The 18686-nt window shown below is 69.3% G+C and carries 19 protein-coding genes; 9 read left to right on the top strand and 10 right to left on the bottom strand.

What is annotated here, in order from left to right:
- The first annotated feature begins 48 nt into the window (after positions 1–48).
- Positions 49–975, top strand: a complete 927-nt coding sequence (locus tag ACUTR7_RS20405) for a LysR family transcriptional regulator (protein WP_445609685.1) — start codon at positions 49–51, stop codon at positions 973–975.
- Positions 976–996: 21 nt separating this feature from the next.
- Here the strand turns inward: ACUTR7_RS20405 and ACUTR7_RS20400 are convergent, their stop codons facing one another.
- The 7 genes from ACUTR7_RS20400 to ACUTR7_RS20370 form a co-directional block, all read right to left on the bottom strand.
- Positions 997–1749 carry an ABC transporter permease gene (locus tag ACUTR7_RS20400; RefSeq protein ID WP_013800537.1) on the bottom strand — a complete coding sequence of 251 codons (753 nt, stop codon included), beginning with the start codon at positions 1747–1749 and terminating at the stop codon, positions 997–999.
- Positions 1746–2987: an ABC transporter substrate-binding protein gene (locus ACUTR7_RS20395; protein ID WP_013800536.1), complete on the bottom strand. Its 1242-nt coding sequence runs from the start codon at positions 2985–2987 to the stop codon at positions 1746–1748. Before ACUTR7_RS20395 ends, ACUTR7_RS20400 begins: the two co-directional genes overlap by 4 nt.
- An 85-nt stretch (positions 2988–3072) precedes the next feature.
- A complete protein-coding gene (locus tag ACUTR7_RS20390; RefSeq protein ID WP_013800535.1) occupies positions 3073–3888 on the bottom strand; it encodes an ABC transporter ATP-binding protein in 816 nt (271 codons plus the stop codon).
- On the bottom strand, positions 3885–4982 hold the full coding sequence (locus ACUTR7_RS20385) for an acyl-CoA dehydrogenase family protein (protein ID WP_445609684.1): 1098 nt from the start codon (positions 4980–4982) through the stop codon (positions 3885–3887). The genes ACUTR7_RS20390 and ACUTR7_RS20385 overlap by 4 nt, the downstream gene beginning before the upstream one ends.
- A complete protein-coding gene (locus ACUTR7_RS20380; protein WP_016448373.1) occupies positions 4972–5556 on the bottom strand; it encodes a carboxymuconolactone decarboxylase family protein in 585 nt (194 codons plus the stop codon). Before ACUTR7_RS20380 ends, ACUTR7_RS20385 begins: the two co-directional genes overlap by 11 nt.
- Before the next feature lie 130 nt (positions 5557–5686).
- Positions 5687–6628 (bottom strand): AraC family transcriptional regulator, encoded by a 942-nt coding sequence (locus ACUTR7_RS20375; RefSeq protein ID WP_016448374.1) that lies wholly within the window; start codon positions 6626–6628, stop codon positions 5687–5689.
- A 161-nt stretch (positions 6629–6789) separates the two neighbouring features.
- A complete protein-coding gene (locus tag ACUTR7_RS20370) occupies positions 6790–7563 on the bottom strand; it encodes an AraC family transcriptional regulator (RefSeq protein ID WP_445609683.1) in 774 nt (257 codons plus the stop codon).
- A 181-nt stretch (positions 7564–7744) separates the two neighbouring features.
- Here ACUTR7_RS20370 and ACUTR7_RS20365 point away from each other — a divergent pair, with 181 nt between their 5' ends.
- Complete coding sequence (locus ACUTR7_RS20365; protein ID WP_063328454.1) at positions 7745–9013, top strand: MFS transporter; 1269 nt, start codon at positions 7745–7747, stop codon at positions 9011–9013.
- Between the two features lie 31 nt (positions 9014–9044).
- Here ACUTR7_RS20365 and ACUTR7_RS20360 read toward each other — a convergent pair whose 3' ends face one another.
- Positions 9045–10073 carry a Bug family tripartite tricarboxylate transporter substrate binding protein gene (locus ACUTR7_RS20360; protein ID WP_445609682.1) on the bottom strand — a complete coding sequence of 343 codons (1029 nt, stop codon included), beginning with the start codon at positions 10071–10073 and terminating at the stop codon, positions 9045–9047.
- A 203-nt stretch (positions 10074–10276) separates the two neighbouring features.
- Between ACUTR7_RS20360 and ACUTR7_RS20355 the strand changes: the two genes are divergently transcribed.
- Both ACUTR7_RS20355 and ACUTR7_RS20350 read left to right on the top strand, forming a co-directional pair.
- Entirely contained in the window at positions 10277–12055 is a 1779-nt protein-coding gene (locus ACUTR7_RS20355) for an IlvD/Edd family dehydratase (RefSeq protein WP_239972469.1), read from the top strand.
- 90 nt (positions 12056–12145) lie between these two features.
- Positions 12146–12838, top strand: a complete 693-nt coding sequence (locus ACUTR7_RS20350) for a GntR family transcriptional regulator (RefSeq protein ID WP_445609681.1) — start codon at positions 12146–12148, stop codon at positions 12836–12838.
- A gap of 34 nt (positions 12839–12872) precedes the next feature.
- Here the strand turns inward: ACUTR7_RS20350 and ACUTR7_RS20345 are convergent, their stop codons facing one another.
- The gene (locus tag ACUTR7_RS20345; protein WP_445609680.1) at positions 12873–13706 is read right to left on the bottom strand and encodes an AraC family transcriptional regulator; all 834 of its coding nucleotides are present in this window, start codon (positions 13704–13706) and stop codon (positions 12873–12875) included.
- A 70-nt stretch (positions 13707–13776) separates the two neighbouring features.
- Between ACUTR7_RS20345 and ACUTR7_RS20340 the strand changes: the two genes are divergently transcribed.
- From ACUTR7_RS20340 to ACUTR7_RS20320, 5 genes are all read left to right on the top strand, one after another.
- Positions 13777–14439, top strand: coding sequence for an MSMEG_1061 family FMN-dependent PPOX-type flavoprotein (locus ACUTR7_RS20340; RefSeq protein ID WP_445609679.1), 663 nt, complete (start codon positions 13777–13779; stop codon positions 14437–14439).
- A 27-nt stretch (positions 14440–14466) separates the two neighbouring features.
- Complete coding sequence (locus ACUTR7_RS20335; protein ID WP_445609678.1) at positions 14467–14871, top strand: hypothetical protein; 405 nt, start codon at positions 14467–14469, stop codon at positions 14869–14871.
- Positions 14872–14981: 110 nt separating this feature from the next.
- Positions 14982–17222: a TonB-dependent receptor gene (locus ACUTR7_RS20330; protein WP_445609677.1), complete on the top strand. Its 2241-nt coding sequence runs from the start codon at positions 14982–14984 to the stop codon at positions 17220–17222.
- A gap of 97 nt (positions 17223–17319) precedes the next feature.
- A complete protein-coding gene (locus ACUTR7_RS20325; RefSeq protein ID WP_445609676.1) occupies positions 17320–17649 on the top strand; it encodes a type II toxin-antitoxin system PrlF family antitoxin in 330 nt (109 codons plus the stop codon).
- Entirely contained in the window at positions 17646–18137 is a 492-nt protein-coding gene (locus ACUTR7_RS20320; RefSeq protein ID WP_445609675.1) for a type II toxin-antitoxin system YhaV family toxin, read from the top strand. Before ACUTR7_RS20325 ends, ACUTR7_RS20320 begins: the two co-directional genes overlap by 4 nt.
- Positions 18138–18151: 14 nt before the next feature.
- Here ACUTR7_RS20320 and ACUTR7_RS20315 read toward each other — a convergent pair whose 3' ends face one another.
- On the bottom strand, positions 18152–18664 hold the full coding sequence (locus ACUTR7_RS20315; protein WP_445609674.1) for an MgtC/SapB family protein: 513 nt from the start codon (positions 18662–18664) through the stop codon (positions 18152–18154).
- Between the last annotated feature and the right edge of the window lie 22 nt (positions 18665–18686).

Raw genomic sequence — 18686 nt, 5'->3', positions numbered from 1 at the left:
CGCGCCCCCAGCCACGCTGCCATCATGCAAGCACCGCCTGTACAACCCATGAATTTCAAGCAACTCGAAGCCTTCCAGGCCATCATGCTCAGCGGCTCCACCACGGGTGCGGCCGAGCGCCTGGGGCTGTCCCAGCCCGGCATCAGCCGCCTGCTGGCCCAGCTGGAGCAGGACCTGGGCCTGCGGCTTTTCATCCGCGAAAAAGGCCGCCTGGTGCCCACGCAGGAGGCCGAGGCCCTGCTGCACGATGCCCAGGTGCTCATGGATTCCGCCCAGTGCTTTCGCCGCCATGCCGAGCAGTTGCGGCTGGGCGGCTTCAAGCGCCGGCTGCTCAAGGTGGCCGTGCCCGGCACCCTGGCCACCTCGCTGATGCCGGCCATTGCGCACCAGTTCATGCAGGCGCATCCCGACGTGGTGCTGGAAGTGCTGTCGGGCTCCTATACCGAGACCGAGCGGGCCCTGCTGAGCCGAGATGCCGACATCGGCCTGGTGCGCCTGCCCATGACCATGCCCGGCCTGCGCACGCGGGCCTGCCTGGAGTCCGAGGCCGTCTGCATCATGCCCAAAGGCCATGCGCTGCAGGCGTTGGACGAGGTGACGCCGTCAGATCTGGTGGACGCCCCGCTGATCCTGCTGGGCCGCCAGCGCGAGATCCGCCAGGAGATCGACATGGCCTTTCGGCATGCGCGCGTGCAGCCGCGCGTGGCCGTGGAGGTGCATTCCGTGGGCGAGGCCTGCGCCCATGTGGCGCAGGGCCTGGGCGTGTCCATGGTCAACGGCCTGCTGGCCAGCTACTGCCAGCCCGGCTCCCTGTCCAGCCGCCCGTTCAGGCCGCGCATCCGCTACCAGCTGGCCATTGCCTCGCTGGAGGCGGCGGCGCCGTCGCCCCTGCAGGACACGCTGATCGCCCTGCTGGTCCAGGCCATCGTGGCCACCGGGCATGCCGCCCCGGTGGACGACATGCCGAAGGCCTGATGCCCCGATGATGACGGCCGCTCAGTGCATCCAGCGCTGGTGCAGCCACCGCGCCGCATGGTCCAGCGCATAGCCCAGGGCGCCGATCAGCACCACGGCAGCCATCAGCTCCGAATACGCGAGGCGGTCGCGCGTGTCGAGGATGAAGTAGCCCAGGCCGGCCGACACGCCCAGCATTTCTGCGGGCACCAGCACGATCCAGATGATGCCGATGGCCAGGCGCACGCCCGTGAGGATCTGGGCCGTGATGCCGGGCAGCACCACGCGCAGCACGGTCTCGGTGCGCGTGGCCGACAGGCTGCGCGCCAGCAGCAGCCAGTTGCGGTCCAGCTGGGCCACGCCGGCCGCCGTGCTCAGCAGGATGGGCCAGACGGCGGCGAAGGCCAGCAGGAAGTACACGGGCGCGTCGCCCACGCCCAGCACCATCACGGCAATCGGCATCCACGACAGCGGCGAGATCATGCGCAGGAACTGGAACACGGGCGAGAACGCCTGCGAGAACCCGCGCGACAGGCCCACCAGCACGCCCAGCGGCACGCCGACCACAAAGGCCAGCAGCAGGCCCACGGCCACGCGCTGCAGGCTCAGCAAGGTGTGCATCCAGATGTCGGCGCCCGTCAGCAGCTGGCCCAGCGCCTGCAGCGAAGGCCAGGGCGCGAAGGCCGCAGCCACGGGCGTGCTGCGCGCCAGCAGCGCGCCGCCCACCCACCACAGGGCCAGGACCAGGGCCGCGCCCAGCAGCGGCAATCCAATACGTCGCAACACCTGGATCACACCACGATGGTTTCGCGGCGCGAGAAATCGGCCGGAATGCCGAAGACCTGAGGGCCGCCCACGGCCTGGATGGCCTTGCGCACGAAGCGGTCGTCCACCAGGTCGGTGGCCGCGAACTTGGGCTCCAGCTTGTCGAGGAAGCGCGTGTCGCCCTCGACCTTGGTGGCCTTGATGGCGCGCACCAGCTGCTCGGTGTACGAGGGATAGGGATAGGGCTGGAAGTCGATGCGCCGCTGGTGCCAGCCCTTGTTGACGACCACGCCGCTGGCCTCGTAGCTGGCGTAGTCGGTGGCGGCCAGCACCTTGGACAGCGTCTGCTGCGGATGCGGCGTGTAGCGGCGCTCGCCGGTGCTCGACAGCAGGCGCGCGGCGGCCAGGCGGTTGTCGCGCGTCCACAGCTGGGCCTTGACCACGGCATTGGTCACGCGCTGGGCCCATTCGGGCTTGTCGACGATATCGCGCTCGGCCAGGAAGGTGACGCAGCAGGCGTGGTCCTTCCAGACATCGCCCGAGAAGCGCAGCATCTTGCCCACGCCCGCGATCTCGGCGGCGGCGTTGAAGGGCTCGGCCACGATGAAGCCCGCAATCGACTTGCCGGCCAGGGCCGAGACCATTTCGGCCGGTGCCAGCACGACGAGGTTGACCTCGTTGGCCGCAATGGCGCCGCCGCGCGCGCGGGTCACGGCCGTGAGGCCGGCCTTGCGCAGCACGTCCTGCAGCAGGATGTTGTGGATGGAGTACCAGAACGGGATCGCCACGGTCTTGCCGCCCAGGTCCTGCACCTTCTGGATCTCGGGCAGCACGGTCAGGCCCGAGCCGTTGACGTGGTTCCAGGCCACGATCTTGGCGGGGAACTTGGCGCCGTAGCGCACCCACAGCGTGGAGGGCGTGAGCAGGTGGATGACGTTGACCTGGCCCGAGACGAAGGCCTCGACGATCTGGGCCCAGGAGCGGAACAGGCGCGGCGCCTCGGCCTTGAGGCCTTCGGCCTCGAACAGGCCGTTGCCGTGGGCCACCAGCAGCGGCGTGGCGTCGGTGATGGGCAGATAGCCGATCTTCACGGGCTGGTCATCGCCCTTGAAGGCCTGGGCGCGCGCATCGCCCGCGGCCAGCAGCGGCGCGGCCACCGAGGCCGTGGCCAGCGCGCCCAGGCGCAGCATGTCGCGCCGCGTGAGGCCGCAGCCGCAGTCCGACGAGGCGCAGATGTGGGTGTAGGAAGGGTGGTCCTGGAAGCTCATGCGAAAGACCTTTCAGAAGAGCATGGTTGAAGTCGAAGAAATGGCGGATCGGCAGGCGAGCGGGCGGGCAGGCAGGCGAGCCGGATCAGGCCTGGGCCGCATGGCGCACGCCGTGCAGGGCCGAGAGGATGTCCAGCCGCAGCGCGGTCACGGCGGCAGCCTGGTCCTCGCGCGGGCGCGCTATGTCCACGCGCCATTCGCGCACGATGTGGCCGGGCCGCCCGCCCATCAGCAGGATGCGGTCGCCCACGAGGATGGCCTCGTCGATGTCATGCGTGACCAGCAGCGCGGCCGTGTGCCAGCGGTGGACCACGTCCACCATCAGCTCCTGCATCTCGGCGCGCGTGATGGCGTCCAGGGCCGAGAACGGCTCGTCGGCCAGCAGCAGCTGCGGCTCGCGGGCCAGGGCGCGCGCCAGGGCCACGCGCTGGGCCATGCCGCCCGACAGCTGCGAGGGGTAGAGCGCGCCGCTGCCGCCCAGGCCCACGGCCTGCAGCGCCTGCTCCACGCGCTGGCGGCGGGCCTCGGCCTCCAGCTTCGGCTGGCGCTCAAAGTCCAGGCCGAAGCCCACGTTGCGCCGCGCGTCCAGCCAGGGCAGCAGGCTGGGCTGCTGGAAAACGAAGCCCGCGCGCGGGTGCGGCGCGGTCAGCGGCTGGCCGAGGAACTGGAGCTCGCCCCGGCTCCAGGCGCCGCCGTCCGGCGACTCCAGGCCGCCGAGCACGCGCAGTAGCGAGGACTTGCCGCAGCCGCTGCCGCCGAGCAGGCAGACGATCTCGCGCGGGGCAATGCTCAGGGAGATGTCCTCGAACACGGCCTTGCCGGGCGCATAGCCAAAGCCCGCGCCGCGTGCCTGCAGCACGGGCGCGGGAGCGTCAGGGGAGAAAGCTTCCGTCTGGGTCATGAACTGGTGGTTGCCAGGGCCGCGCCAGCCAGCGCACCCTGTAGCTGCGTGACGCTGGGCGTCACGATGGGGATGAAGGCCGCCTCGCGCCAACGGCGCGCAAATCCCAGCGGCTGGTCGCGATGATAAGCGCGCCCGCCGCTGGCGTGCAGCTCCAGCTGCAGGGACTGCTGCACGATGTCGTTCAATTCCAGGCGCAGGCGGAACAGGGCTTGAGGTCGGTCAAGAAAACGCCCGTCGGACAGGCCCGCATGCAGCGTGGCCGTGGCCAGCTCCAGCGCGTGGCGCTGCTGCTGCAGCGGGCCGCCCAGCACATCGCGCCCGGCGCCGGCACGGGCCGAGGCCGCCGCCAGCGAGGCGCGCGCCAGGCCGATGCACAGCCCCAGCTGCAGGCCCATGAAGGCGGGCCGCACGCGCGGCAGGAAATGGTTGGCGTCGGCATGGATCACATCGGCCGGACCGATCTGCAGCCCCTCGATGGACAGCGCCGCCGTATGGCTGCCGCGCAGCGCGATCAGGTCCAGGTCGGCGCTGCGCTGCAGGCCCGCCGCATCGCCGGGCAGCGCGGCCACGAAGGGCTTTGCACCGTCGCTGCGCGAGACGGCGACGGCCACCACGAAGCGCCCCGGCGGCACCAGGTTGGTGGCCCAGGGCACGCGCCCGCGCAGTTCAAGGTCGTCGGCGCTGTCGGCGCCGACAGCGCCGACGGGCGTGGCCTCGACCTGCAGGGCCTCGATGCCGCCCAGGTACTTCATGGCGTTGGACAGGCCCGTGGCGCCCGCCTGCGTGCCCTGCAGCAGGCCCGGCAGCCAGCGCTGGCGCAGCGCCGCGTTGGGCGACTGCAGCAGGTATTCGACAAAGGCGCGCTGCGCCCAGAACACGAAGCCCGCCGTCAGCGAATGCCCGGCCACGCCGGCAATGGCCTCCAGCGCATCGCCCAGGCTGCCGCCCTGCCCGCCCTCGGCCAAGGGCACGCCCAGGCCGAACAGGCCGTGCTGCGCCAGCCGGGGCAGCACTTCGTGCGCATGCGCGGGGCCTTCGTCCAGGGAGTCGGCATGGGCGTCCAGCCACTGCCGCAGCGCATCAGCCAGCATGAGCGTTCTCCTGCGGTTGTCGGAACTGTTCGGGCAGATAGGGCTGCAGCTGCGGGTTGACGGGGCTTTGCGCCAGGCTGTTGGCAAAGTTGCACAGCGTGGCCAGGCTGATGCCCAGCACCACCTCCAGCGCCTGCTGCTCGCTCAGGCCTGCCGCATGGAAGGCGGCCAGGGCCTCGTCGGCGACGGCGCCGCGCGTGGCGATCACGGCTTCGGCAAAGCGGCGCACGGCGTCCAGGCGCGGCTGGCCCGTGTCGCGGCCGTCCTGCAGCGCCACCACCTCGGCCTGGGTCAGGCCAGCCTGCTTGAAGGCCAGCTTGGTGTGGCCGGCCACGCAGAAGTCGCAGCCATGGATGCGCGCCGCCGTGATCTGCACCACCTCGCGCTCGGCCAGCGTGAGCTGGGCGCGCGCGTTGATCTGGCCCACGGTCACATAGGTCTCCAGCGCCTGGGGCGAGTTGGCCAGGATGGCGATCAGGTTGGGCAGGAATCCGTTGCCGGCCAGGGCGCGCTCCACGAAGGGGCGGCTGGCTTCAGGAGCGGTTTGCGGGGTGTGCAGGGTCAGGCGTGCCATGGTGCTTTGCAGGAATGAAGGAATGCCTTCATGATCGGCCGCGCCCCCCTTGCCATCAATGCCGCCGCGTCGCGGATTTATGCCCGAACGTGTCAACCCGCAGGCGGATGCGGCGGGCTCGGATGGCGGCTCAGCAGCAGCGTGCCTGCGCGCGCTGCCAGGCGCCGGGCTGCTCGCCCATTACGCGCTTGAAGGCGCGCGAGAAAGCCGCATAGGACTCGTATCCCACGGCCTCGGCCACCTGGCCTATGGCCTCGCCCTGGGCCAGGCGGCGCGCGGCCAGCTGCATGCGCAGCAGCAGCAGGAATTGCTGGGGCGGCTGGCCGCAGGCCTCGGCAAACTGCCGAAAGAACGTGGCGCGCGACAGGCACACGCGCGCGGCCATGTCGGCCACGCTCCAGTTGCGGGCCGGCTCGCGCAGCAGCTCGGCCACCAGCGGCGCAAAGCCCGGCCGGCGCAGCAGGCTCCAGATGCCGCGCGCCCGCGCATCGCCATGCGCCAGCTGGCGCAGGCCGTAGAAGAACAGCAGACCCACCAGCCGGTCCATCACGGCCGAGGGCTCGGTGCCCGTGCGCAGCGCCTCGGCGCGCATCAGGTCGAACAGCATGGAGGCGCCGCTCATCGCATGGTCGTCGCCGCGCAGCACCAGGTGGTCGGGGAAGGCATCGACCAGCAGGCCGCGCATGGGCCCCTCGAAGGTGAAGAAGCCGCAGGCCAGCGCCGTCTCTCCGATGCCGGCATCGCCAGTGGCGGGACGCATGGCCTGCGGGGCGCAGGCCATGTCCGGGTCGGCATAGGGCGAGATGAAATGCGGCACATCGCGCGAGAGGAACACGCCGTCGCGCGGCTGCAGCTCCACCGAAGGCTGGCCCGGCAGGTGCAGCCAGCAGCGCCCGTCCAGGATCAGGTGAAAGCTGGCCCGCGCGCGCCCCGCCGTGGAGGCCCGCCAGCGCCCGCAGTACTGCCCCACGTGGAACACGCTGGCGCGCCATTGCAGGCCGTTGAGCAGGCCGTCGATGACGCGATCGACCTGCGCTTCGGCCGCGCTGTCGGGGACTGGGTCGGGTAGCACGGTGCGGCGGTGAAAAAGCTGAGGCAGTGGAGGGAATGCGGCCGGCCAGTATCGCCACGATGCAGGCGCGGGGGAACGAATCTTTGGGCATATGCTTGTGCCGCAATCGATATCTGGACCCGGATCAAGGCCACCTTGACCGACCTTGGTCCGGTCGTGCTTCAGCGCTGGAAACCCGAAGGCGGCACCCCGAAATGCCTTTTGAACATGGCCGTGAACGCGCTCTGGCTGGCGTAGCCGCAATCGAGGGCGATGTCGATGATGCGCTCGCCCGCCGCAATGCGGCCCAGCGCAAACATCAGCCGCGCCTGCTCGCGCCACTGGGCGAAGGGCATGCCGGTTTCCTTCACGAACAGGCGCTGCAGCGTCTTGGCGCTCACGCCCAGGCGCTGCGCCCAGTGTTCGGCGGTGGCGGTGTCGGCAGGCTCGCGCATCAGGGCCTCGCAGACCTGGCACAGCCGCGCATCGGCGGCCAGGGGCAGGTGCAGGGGCAGCACCTCGGCGGCGCGCAGTTCATCGACCAGCAGGTGCATCAGGCGCTCGTCGCGGCTGCCTTCGGCATAGTCCAGCGGCACGCCGACGGCGGCCACCACCAGCTCGCGCAGCAGGGGCGACACGTTGACCACGCAGGTGCGCGCGGGCAGGTCCGCAAAGGCCGAGGCGTCGATGTAGGCCGTGCGCATCTTCACATCGCCCGACATGCGCACATCGTGCTCGACGTCGGCCTCTATCCACAGCCCCCGGTTGGGCGGCACCAGCCAGGAGCCGGAATGCAGCTGCACGGACATCACGCCTTCGATCGCATACAGCAACTGGCCGCGCGGGTGGGAGTGCCAGCCCGTGCTGGTGCCATGCGCCCAGTTGGCCTCCATGGCGGCCATGGGGCGCCCGGTCTGGTGGTACTTGAGGTATATGCGCGGCAGTTCTGCGGCCATGGGGCTTCCCGTCCTGTGCGGTTCTAAGCGGTTCTATGCGGCTCTCTGTCCCGATCTCGACAATTGAAGTCAGTATAGAGAGAGACAGACGGGCACCAAACGCCTATCTTCGGTCCCACGGCCCATTGACCTTCGTCAACGCCGGACCCTGACCGTGCCGCCCTGCGGGGCCCTTTCCTCCATGACAAGCAACACCACCACTCTTGGCGCCCCGGGCGAGCTGGGCGCGCCTGCAACGCACGCCCATCCGGCGCCCGCCCATCCGGCGCCCAGCCATGCCGCGCAGGGCTTTTTGCTGCGCATCGTCGGCGCCGCCGCCTTTGCCCACCTGCTCAACGACCTGATCCAGGCCGTGCTGCCGGCCGTCTATCCCATGCTCAAGACGGAGTTCTCGCTGAGCTTCGCGCAGATCGGCTGGATCTCCCTGGTCTACCAGGTCACGGCCTCGCTGCTGCAGCCCTGGATCGGCCTGTACACCGACAAGCATCCCAAGCCCTACCTGCTGCCGCTGGGCATGGTGGTGACGCTGGTGGGCGTGGGCCTGCTGGCCCTGTCCACCAGCTACCCCATGCTGCTGGCCGCCGCGTCGCTGATCGGCGTGGGCTCGTCCACCTTCCACCCAGAGGCCTCGCGCGTGGCGCGGCTGGCCTCGGGCGGGCGCTTCGGTACGGCGCAATCGACCTTCCAGGTGGGCGGCAACACGGGCTCGGCCATCGGCCCGCTGATGGTGGCGGCCATCGTCATTCCGTTTGGCCAGCATGCGATCGCCTGGTTCATGCTGGTGGCGCTGCTGGCCATCTGGGTGCTGCTGCGCATCACGCATTGGCGCCTGCACCATGCGCCGGCCAAGGTGGTGGCGGCCGGCCAGCATGCGCTGACGGCGCTGAACCGCTCGCAGGTCATCCGCGCGGTGACCGTGATCTGCGTGCTGATGTTCGCCAAGTTCGTCTACATCGCGGCCTTTGCCAACTACTTCACCTTCTATCTGATCGAGCGCTTTGCCCTGCCCGTGCAGCAGTCGCAGCTGTACCTGTTCGCCTTCCTGGCGGCCGTGGCGGCGGGCACCTTCGCGGGCGGCCCGGTGGGTGACCGCATAGGGCGCAAGGCCGTGATCTGGGTGTCGTTCCTGGGCGTGGCGCCGTTTGCGCTGCTGCTGCCGCATGCCGACCTGTTCTGGACGGCCGTGCTGTCCATCGTCATCGGCCTGGTCATGTCCTCGGCCTTTGCGGCGCTGGTGGTCTATGCGCAGGAGGCCGTGCCCGGCCGCGTGGGCCTGGTCTCGGGGCTGATGTTCGGCCTCATGTTCGGCATCGGCGGCCTGGGGGCCGCCGGCATGGGCAACCTGGCCGACACCCACGGCATCGTCTGGGTGTACAGCCTGGTGGCCTACCTGCCGCTGCTGGGGCTGGCAACGGCCTTTTTGCCGGAGACACGGGCGCGCCGTCGCTGAGGCATTCCGGCACAGCCCGCCATGCTCCTTGTCAATCCGGCTGTATGCCCGCCTGCCGGATCACGGCGGACCAGCGCGCCACCTCCTCGGCGATCTGGGTACGCGCCTCGGCAGGCGTGGTGAAGGTGGGCATGGCGCCCTGGGCAACCAGGGCGTCCTTCACTTCCTGCTGCCCCATCACCTCCTTGAGCGCGCCGCTGAGCCGGGCGACGATGGGAGCGGGCGTGCCCGCAGGCGCCAGCAGGCCGAACATCGACGTCACCTCAAAGCCCGACAGCCCGGCCTCGGCCGTGGTGGGAATGTCGGCAATGGAGGGCACGCGCTGCGCCGTGGCCACGGCCAGGGCGCGCAGGCGGCCACCCTTGATGAAGCCCTGCGTGGCGGGCAGGGTGTCGAACACCACATCCACCTGGCCGCCCATCAGATCGTTGAGCGCCGGCGTGCTGCCCTTGTAGGGCACATGGGTCAGCGGCACGCCCGCCTGCCGCTTGAACAGCTCGGCCGCCAGGTGCTGGGGCGAGCCATTGCCCGAGGAGCCGTAGTTCAGCCCGGCCGGCCGGCTTTTGGCCAGGGCGATGAACTCGCCCAGGCTGGCCGCCTTCACCGACGGGCCCACGGTCACCACCAGCGGCACGCGGCCCACCACGCCAATGGGCGCAAAGCTCTTGTCCATGGTGAAGCCTGCCGTGGACGCCATGAGCACGCTGTTGATGGAATGGCTGGTCAGCGCGCCCAGCAGCAGGGTGTAGCCATCGGGCCTTTCCTTGGCCACGGCGGCGGCGCCCAGGTTGCCGGCCGCGCCGGCCCGGTTCTCCACCACCACGGGCTGGCCCAGCGCCAGCGAGAGCCTTTGCCCCACCACGCGCCCGATCACGTCGGTGGCGCCCCCGGGCGTGTAGGGAACGACCAGCTTGATGGGCCGGGCCGGATAGGCGCCGTCGGCCAACGCGGGCGTGGCCAGGCCTGGGGCCAGCGCCAGCGAGGCCAGCAGCGTCGCAGCCAGGGCGGCGCGCCGGTTGGGCGCATGAATGCGACGGATGCGGGATGCAGCAACAACCATGGGTGTCTCCTCCTTTTGTCTTGTGTCGGAAAAACATGCCCGGCACGCACGCCGGACACGGCTGCATGGTTGGTCAGATAGATTATTAATAATATAGGTGATAACGACGATAATAATCTTCGGCATCCGCCGCTATCCTGCCCCTCGACAAGGCAGCGCCTGCCTTCCGACCCCGCCAAGACCCTCTGCAAAGCACCCCACCCATGACCGACCCCAAGACTCCCGATGGCGCTCCAGGCCATGACATCGCCCCCGCCGATGCGGCCACGGGCATCTCCAAGGGCCTGACCAACTACGGCGACCGCGGCTTTTCGCTGTTCCTGCGCAAGGCCTTCATCAAGGGCGCGGGCTATACGGACTCGGCGCTGCAGCGCCCCGTCATCGGCATTGCCAACACGGGCAGCAGCTACAACCCCTGCCACGGCAACGCGCCCCAGCTGATCGAGGCCGTCAAGCGCGGCGTGATGCTGGCGGGCGGCCTGCCCATGGACTTCCCCACCATCTCGGTGCACGAAAGCTTCTCGGCGCCGACCAGCATGTACCTGCGCAACCTCATGTCCATGGACACCGAGGAGATGATTCGCGCCCAGCCCATGGATGCCGTCGTGCTCATCGGCGGCTGCGACAAGACGGTGCCGGCCCAGTTGATGGGCGCGGCCTCGGCGGGCATCCCGGCCATCCAGCTGATCACCGGGTCGATGCTCACCGGCTCGCACCGCAGCGAGCGCGTGGGCGCCTGCACGGACTGCCGCCGCTACTGGGGCAAGTTCCGCGCCGAAGAGATCGACGCCGAAGAGATCGCCGACGTGAACAACCAGCTGGTGGCCAGCGTGGGCACCTGCTCGGTCATGGGCACGGCCAGCACCATGGCCTGCATTGCCGAGGCTCTGGGCATGACCGTGCCCGGCGGCGCCTCGCCCCCCGCCGTCACGGCCGACCGCATCCGCATCGCCGAGCAGACCGGCACCGAGGCCGTGCGCATGGCACGCGAGCGCCTGACCATCGACAAAATCCTCACGCCCGCCGCCTTCGAAAACGCCATGCGCGTGCTGCTGGCCATTGGCGGCTCCACCAACGGCATCGTGCACCTGGCCGCCATTGCGGGGCGCATGGGCTATGACATCGACCTCAAGGCCCTGGACCGCATGGGCCGCGACACGCCCGTGCTGCTGGACCTCAAGCCCTCGGGCGATCACTACATGGAGGACTTCCACCACGCGGGCGGCATGGCCACGCTGCTGCGCGAGCTCAAGCCCCTGCTGAACCTGGACGCCCTCACCGTCACCGGCCGCACTCTGGGCGAAGAGATCGATCGCGCCGGCCCCGGCTTTGCGCAGGACGTGGTGCGCCCGCGCTCCAACCCCATCTACCCGCAGGGCGGCATCGCCGTGCTGCAGGGCAACCTGGCGCCGGGCGGCGCCATCATCAAGCAGTCGGCCGCCCATCCCCGGCTCATGGAGCACGAAGGCCGCGCCGTGGTCTTCGAGAACGCGGCCGACCTGGCCCACCGCATCGACAGCGACGATCTGGACGTGACCGCCGACGACATCCTCGTGCTCAAGAACATCGGCCCCAAGGGCGCGCCCGGCATGCCCGAGGCGGGCTACATCCCCATCCCGCGCAAGCTGGCGCGGGCCGGCGTCAAGGACATCGTGCGCATCTCCGACGGGCGCATGAGCGGCACGGCCTTCGGCACCATCGTGCTGCACGTCACGCCGGAGTCGGCCGTGGGCGGCCCGCTGGCCCATGTGCACAACGGCGACCGCATCACGCTGTCGGTGGCGCGGCGCGAGCTCACGCTGCAGGTCAGCGACGAGGAACTGGCCCGCCGCGCCCGGCTCCACCCGGTGACCGAGCCCACGGCCGAGCGCGGCTACCGCAAGCTCTTTCTCACCACCGTGAACCAGGCCGACCAGGGCGTGGACTTCGACTTCCTGCGCTGCGCCACCGAACGCGGCACCATTCCCGGCCCGCGCGAATAGTCCATGCCAGGCAGCGCGGCACGCCCGCCATGCCCGGTGAGTGCCATCAGTTCGGACAAAATGGCGTTTTTGTCCCAACCGCCTGTCTTGATGGTCGCTGCCGCCTCACTGCCGATTTCCCTGGATGCCGAACCCGCCCCCGCAGCCGACGCCCTGGGCGCCATGGTGGCCGCGCTGGAAGAGGACGTGGTCTTCGGCCGGCTGAACCCGCGCGAGCGCCTGGTCGAAGACGACCTCATGGCCCGCTTCGACGTCAAGCGCCACATCGCCCGCGAGGCCCTGGCCGCGCTGGACCGCATGGGCCTCATCGAGCGCCGCAAGAACGTGGGCGCCCTGGTGCGCTCCTTCTCCACCCAGGAAGTGCAGGAGCTGTACGAGCTGCGCGGCATGCTCGAAGTCGAGGCCGCGCGCAAGATCCCCCTGCCCGTGCCGGCCGAGAGGCTCGAACGCCTGACCTCCATCCAGCAGCAGCACGACGCCGCCGTGGCCGAAGGCAACGCGCGCCTGGTGTTCCGCATCAACCTGGCCTTTCACCAGGAACTGTTTGCGCTGGCGGGCAACGACACGCTGCACAAGGCCATCACCGAATACGCGCGCCAGACGCACCCCATCCGCTTCGCCTCCCTGGTCTCGGCCGACTACCGCGAGCGCGCACGCCAGGAACACTGGCAAATGATTGAAGCCCTGCGCGCCCAGGACCGCGACGCCCTGGTCCGCCTGTGCGCCGAGCACCTGCTGCCCTCGCGCGATGCGTATCTGAATGCGCAGTTGCAGCGGTTGTAGGCGAAGCCGTTAGCCACAAGGGCACCGCAGCCCCTCAGTCCCGCGCAGCCCCCAGCCTCCCCCGGTACGCCGCAGGCGTCTCCCCGAACGTGCGCCGGAACAGCCCGATGAAGGCGCTGGCCGTGGCGTAGCCCAGGTCCAGCGCGATGTTCGTTACCGGCGCGCCGGCGGCCAGCATCTCCAGCGAGCGCATCAGCCGTGCGCGCTGGCGCCAGGCGGTGAAGCTGAAGCCGGTTTCCGACACAAAGCGCCGGCTCAGCGTGCGCGAGCTGACCGCGGCCCAGCGTGCCCAGGCCTCCAGGTCGCGGGCATCGGCCGGGTCGGCGATCAGCGCGCGGGCGATGCGCTGCAGGCGCGGGTCGGCGGGCAGGGACAGGCCCAGGGGCTCCACGGGCAGGGTGCGGATCTCGTCCAGGATCACCGCCATCACATGGGCGCGGGCCTGGTCCGCCGAAGGGCCTGGTTGCACGGGCTGCGTTGTGGGCACGCCTTGCTGCCATCCCCAACCGGCGGCGCGCAGCACGGCCTCGCGCAGCAGGCCCGAGGTGCGGATGGCGCAGGGCCGCTGCGGCAGGTCAGCGCAGGCCGGCTCCGCCACATAGACGCTCCAGCCGTGGAAGGGACCATGGGAGCGGCCCGAATGCAGCTGGTGCGGCGGCAGCCACACGGCATGGATGGCGGGCACCACCCAGACCGCGTCTTCCACGCCCACCGACAGCAGCCCGCGCAGCGAGCCGAACAGCTGGCCGCGCGCGTGGCGGTGCGGCTCGGAGGCCAGCTCCTCGTCCTGGCTGCCCACGGCTGCGATCAGCACGGGGCCATCGGCACGGTTCACATGGCTGACCAGTTCAAGAATGGCATCGGGCATGGCGTCTTTGAGCTATTTGTTGGCTGATCCAGTCTACAGCCGCCAGCGCCTTTGTTCTTACGCTTGTGCCATGCACACAGACAACACCGCCCTTGCAGAGCTGCCAGGCCCGGCCATCGACCTGGATTCGCTCTACGCCGCCCCGGCAGAAAGAATCCAGAAGGCCGTGCGCGACCGCCTGTCCGACTTCCACGAGGCCTATCTGCGCCAGGCCAGCTTCTTTTGCCTGGCCACGGCCGGCGAACGCGGCCTGGATGCCTCGCCGCGCGGCGGGCCGCCCGGCTTTGTGCAGGTGCTGGACGAGCGCACCGTGGCCTTTGCCGACTGGCCCGGCAACAACCGCATCGAATCCCTGCGCAACCTGCAGGCCGATGACCGCCTGGCCATGCTCTTCCTGTTCCCGGGGCTGGACATCTTCCTGCGCATCAACGGACGCGGCCGCATCTCCACCGACCCCCATCTGCTGCAGGAGCTGAGCGAAGGCCGGGGCACGCCCAAGACCGCCACCGTGGTACTGGTCGACGAGGTGCTGCTGCACTGCGGCAAGGCCATCCACCGCTCCGGCCTCTGGAACCCGTCAAGCCAGCTGGACCGCTCCGCCCTGCCCACCGTGGGCCAGATGATGGCCGCCCTCACGCAATTGGCCGATGCCACGGCGCCCGCCATGGATGCCGCGCAACAGGAGCAGGCCAACGCCCACTACGCCCATGCGGTCAGGCACGACCTGTACTGATGCCCTGCTTTTCCCAGGAACCATGACATGCTGATCGATACCTCCCGCTTTCCCCTGGTCTACCTGCGCGAACCCGAAGCGCAGGCACCTGCAGACGCAGGCAACGGCAATGACGCATCGGCCGAAGCCCAGATCGAATCCCTGCTCGACCAGGGCCGGCACTTCGTGCTGCTCACCGACCACCTGCCCAGCGACCACCCCGAGGAAAGCCACGAAGAACGCAAGCAGCGCGCCCTGTTCTTCAAGCGCAACCGCGAACGCATGCGCCAGCTGTGCCGGGGCATGGTCGTCATCACGGACGACCGCGCCGTGCCCGCCGCCCTGCGCCTGGCCGTGCAGGGCATGGGCAAGGCGCTGGGCATGCGGGTTGCGTTCGTGCAGGGGGAGGATGAGGCGCAGGTCTGCTCGTGGGAGCTGCTTGGACAGGCGTGAAGGCAGGCCAGGCGGAGTGTGGGCACAAACAGACACATCTCCCTGCAAGCTCCATACGGGGGAGTCGCATCGATAAAATTATTGGGAATCATTCTCATCACGTTTTCTCCATGCACTCCCCCCTCCACACGCTGACCCCGATCGCCGGGGCCCTGGCCCTTCTTTTGTCTGCTGGCTCCGCATGGGCCCAGCCTGCCCCTTCCACAGCAACGGCCGCGCCCGAGCTGGGCACCGTCACCGTCGAGGCCAGCGCCGATGCGTCGGCTGAAGGCCTGTCCAGGCCCTACGCGGGCGGACAGGTGGCGCGCGGCGGGCGGGCCGGGATTCTGGGCACGCGCGACAACATGGAGACGCCGTTCTCCATCACCAGCTACACCAACGAGCTGATCCAGGACCGCCAGGCCAAGAGCGTGGGCGATGTGCTGCAGAACGATCCTTCCGTGCGCGTGGCGCGCGGCTTCGGCAATTTCCAGGAGTCCTACTTCGTGCGCGGCTTCGTGCTGGGCTCGGACGACGTGGCCTACAACGGCCTGTACGCCCTGCTGCCGCGCCAGTACATCGCCACCGAGCTGTTCGAGCGCGTGGAGCTGCTGCGCGGCGCATCGGCCTTTCTGATGGGCGCCAGCCCCAATGGCGGCGGCCTGGGCGGCAACATCAACCTGCTGCCCAAGCGCGCGGGCAGCGATCCGCTGTCGCGCGTGACGGCAGGCATTGCCAGCGGCGGCCAGGCCTTCGTGGCGGCCGACGTGAGCCGGCGCTTCGGCCCCGACCAGGCCACGGGCATCCGCCTGAACGCTGCGCACCGGGGCGGCGATACCGCCATCGACCAGGAAAGCTCCAAGCTCGATCTGTTGTCCGTGGGCATGGACTGGCGCAGCCGCAATGTGCGCCTGTCGGGCGACATCGGCTGGCAGGACAACCGCCTCAAGCGCACGCGCACCAATGTCACGCCGGGCGCAGGGCTGGCGGCCATTCCTGCTGCGCCCGATGCTTCCTCCAACTGGGCCCAGCCCTGGACCTATTCCGACGAGCGCGACCTGTTCGGCACGCTGCGCGGCGAGTGGGACATCAACAGCAACGTGACGGCCTGGGCCGCCTACGGCCTGCGCCGCAGCTCCGAGAACAACTCGCTGGCCAACATCACGCTGGCGGCGGCCGGCAATGGCGCGGCCACCACCAGCCGCTTCGACAACGCGCGCAAGGATCGCGTGAGCACCGGCGAGCTGGGCGTGCGCGCACGCCTGAACACGGGCAGCGTGGGCCATGAGATCGTGGCCAGCTACTCGGCCTTCGACCTCAAGGTCTACAACGCCTATGGCATGAGCACCGGCGGGGGCAGCAACACGCTGGCCACCAATCTCTACGACCCGCGCTACTACGCGATCACGCCGCTCAACTACCTGGGCAACGACCTGTCCAACCCCGCCTACAACCGGGGCACGCGCCTGAACAGCTTTGCGCTGGGCGACACGCTGTCGCTGATGGACGGCCGCATGCTGGTGACGGCCGGCGTGCGTCGCCAGACGATAGAGACCGACTCGGTGAGCTACCGCCTCGTCAGCAACGGCGCGGTCACCAGCCAGGGCGGCGTGCGCACGGCCTACGACCAGAGCCGCACCATCCCGGTGCTGGGCGCGGTGTTCAAGCTCACGCCTCAGGTATCTCTGTACGGCAACTACATCGAGGGACTGGCCCAGGGCGACACGGCGCCGGCCAAGTCGGGCGACACCATCATCGCCAACGCGGGCCAGCAGATGTCGCCCTACGTGACCAAGCAAAAGGAAGTGGGCGTCAAGTACGACGGCGGCAAGCTGGGCGGCGGCCTGGCCTTCTTCTCCACCGACAAGCCGCGCTCGCTGATCGACGGCAACCTCTTCACCTCGGCCGGCAAGGACCGTCACCAGGGCGTGGAATTCAACGTCTTCGGCGAACCCATGCGCGGCCTGCGCCTGCTGGGCGGCGCCACCTGGCTGGACGCCAGGCAGGAAAGCACGGGCCGAGCCACCACCGACGGCAAGCGCGTCATCGGCGTGCCGCGCTTCCAGGCCACGGCGGGCGTGGAATGGGATGTGCCGGGCATCAACGGCCTGGCGCTGGACGGCCGCCTGGTGCACACCGGCGCCAGCTACGCCAACGACGTCAACACCCTGCGCGTGGCCGGATGGAACCGCCTGGACCTGGGCGTGCGCTACATGACCGAAGTGCAGGGCAAGCTGCTCACGCTGCGCCTGCGCGTGGACAACGCGACGGACCGCAACTACTGGGCCTCCGTAGGCGGCTACCCGGGTTCGGGCTACCTGACGGTGGGCGGTCCGCGCACGTTCTCGCTGAGTGCGAGTGTGGATTTCTGAGGCGGGATGCGCGTGCTTTTTGGGGAAGGAACCTTTCGCCCGGGCATGGTAATGCACCTGCATTACCATGCATGGCAGCCTATCAGGAGATGCCATCATGTTTTCGACACTTGAAGCCGAATCCACGCTCACTGACCGCTACCAGACCACCATTCCCGAAGCCGTTCGCCGCGCATTGCACCTGAGCAAGCGCGACAGGATCCACTACACCATCCTGCCCGACGGGGAGGTCGTGCTCAGTCGCGCCGACTCCGCCGAGGATGCCGATCCCGTGCTGGGTCAGTTTCTCGGCTTTCTGGCCCAGGACATGGCAGCCCACCCCGAGCGCCTGCAGACCATGGATGCCCGTCTGGCGCAGCAGATCCAGGCGCTGACCGAAGGCATCGAGGTCGATCTGGATGCACCGCTTTCGGCAGACGACGAATGAGCGCCGTACCGCCCGCCCCCTTGCGCATCCACGGCTGGACGGTATTCATGCACCCGCTTTTCCTGGCCCAGCTGCAGGCGTTGAGCCAGGAAGTGGAGGGTCTGAAAACGAAGGACCCTGGCGGGTACACACGCAAGAACGCGACCAAGCGATTGGCGGCGATCCGCAAGCTGGCATTCGATGTCATCCCGCAGGATCCGACGCGGCCAGACTACCGTCAGGGCCATACCCTGGGCGAGGAGCACAAGCACTGGTTTCGGGCCAGGTTCTTCCAGCAGTACCGCCTGTTCTTCCGCTTTCACGCCCCCAGCAAAATCATCGTGTTCGCCTGGGTCAACGATGAGGACACCAAGCGAGCCTATGAGGGCAGCGACGATGCCTACAGGGTGTTCCGAAAAATGCTCGCCAACGGGCACCCTCCTGGCGATTGGGACAGTTTGCTGGCACAGGCGAAGTCCCCACCACCCGACTCACCGCCGCACGCCTGAGCCGCAGCCCGCCCTCAAGACTCCCGCGGCTTGGTATCAGGCTCCGCGTCAGCCTGCGGGGGCGGCGCACTGACCACGTGCGGCAGCATCACGAGGATGACGATGGCCAGCAGCGTGGCCAGCAGCGCGATGGCTTCGCGCCCCAGGCCGCAGGCCACGCCGATGGCGGCCGTCATCCAGATGCCGGCGGCCGTGGTCAGGCCCTGCACCTGTTCCTCGGAGTGGCGCTTGATGATGGCGCCCGCGCCCAGGAAGCCCACGCCGGCCACCACGCCCTGGATCACGCGGCTCATGTCGGCAATGCCCATGCCGCCGCGCTCGGGCACCAGCACGAACAGCGCCGCGCCCATGGCCACCAGCATGTGGGTGCGCAGGCCGGCGGCCTTGCCCTTGTGTTCTCGCTCGTAGCCGACGATGCCGCCCAGCAGGGCCGCCAGCAGCAGGCGCACCATGACGCGCGTGACCTCGGCCGCATCGGGCAGGCTGGAGAATTCCTCGGCCAGGGTGCTGGTTACTTCCTCCCACATGGCGCGTTCCTTTCCTCGGGTT

It is taken from the genome of Delftia sp. NA_296.1 (assembly GCF_052692095.1).
Note: the sequence above shows the minus strand (reverse complement) of the source record. Positions and strands in the feature narration are given on the sequence as shown.

Coding starts and splice junctions, on each gene's coding strand:
- ACUTR7_RS20390 (WP_013800535.1), bottom strand. CDS start 3,888: ATGACCCAGACGGAAGCTTTCTCCCCTGACGCTCCCGCGCCCGTGCTG.
- ACUTR7_RS20405 (WP_445609685.1), top strand. CDS start 49: ATGAATTTCAAGCAACTCGAAGCCTTCCAGGCCATCATGCTCAGCGGC.
- ACUTR7_RS20330 (WP_445609677.1), top strand. CDS start 14,982: ATGCACTCCCCCCTCCACACGCTGACCCCGATCGCCGGGGCCCTGGCC.
- ACUTR7_RS20325 (WP_445609676.1), top strand. CDS start 17,320: ATGTTTTCGACACTTGAAGCCGAATCCACGCTCACTGACCGCTACCAG.
- ACUTR7_RS20380 (WP_016448373.1), bottom strand. CDS start 5,556: ATGGCACGCCTGACCCTGCACACCCCGCAAACCGCTCCTGAAGCCAGC.
- ACUTR7_RS20350 (WP_445609681.1), top strand. CDS start 12,146: ATGGTCGCTGCCGCCTCACTGCCGATTTCCCTGGATGCCGAACCCGCC.
- ACUTR7_RS20315 (WP_445609674.1), bottom strand. CDS start 18,664: ATGTGGGAGGAAGTAACCAGCACCCTGGCCGAGGAATTCTCCAGCCTG.
- ACUTR7_RS20335 (WP_445609678.1), top strand. CDS start 14,467: ATGCTGATCGATACCTCCCGCTTTCCCCTGGTCTACCTGCGCGAACCC.
- ACUTR7_RS20355 (WP_239972469.1), top strand. CDS start 10,277: ATGACCGACCCCAAGACTCCCGATGGCGCTCCAGGCCATGACATCGCC.
- ACUTR7_RS20365 (WP_063328454.1), top strand. CDS start 7,745: ATGACAAGCAACACCACCACTCTTGGCGCCCCGGGCGAGCTGGGCGCG.
- ACUTR7_RS20360 (WP_445609682.1), bottom strand. CDS start 10,073: ATGGTTGTTGCTGCATCCCGCATCCGTCGCATTCATGCGCCCAACCGG.
- ACUTR7_RS20345 (WP_445609680.1), bottom strand. CDS start 13,706: ATGCCCGATGCCATTCTTGAACTGGTCAGCCATGTGAACCGTGCCGAT.
- ACUTR7_RS20395 (WP_013800536.1), bottom strand. CDS start 2,987: ATGAGCTTCCAGGACCACCCTTCCTACACCCACATCTGCGCCTCGTCG.
- ACUTR7_RS20370 (WP_445609683.1), bottom strand. CDS start 7,563: ATGGCCGCAGAACTGCCGCGCATATACCTCAAGTACCACCAGACCGGG.
- ACUTR7_RS20320 (WP_445609675.1), top strand. CDS start 17,646: ATGAGCGCCGTACCGCCCGCCCCCTTGCGCATCCACGGCTGGACGGTA.
- ACUTR7_RS20385 (WP_445609684.1), bottom strand. CDS start 4,982: ATGCTGGCTGATGCGCTGCGGCAGTGGCTGGACGCCCATGCCGACTCC.
- ACUTR7_RS20340 (WP_445609679.1), top strand. CDS start 13,777: ATGCACACAGACAACACCGCCCTTGCAGAGCTGCCAGGCCCGGCCATC.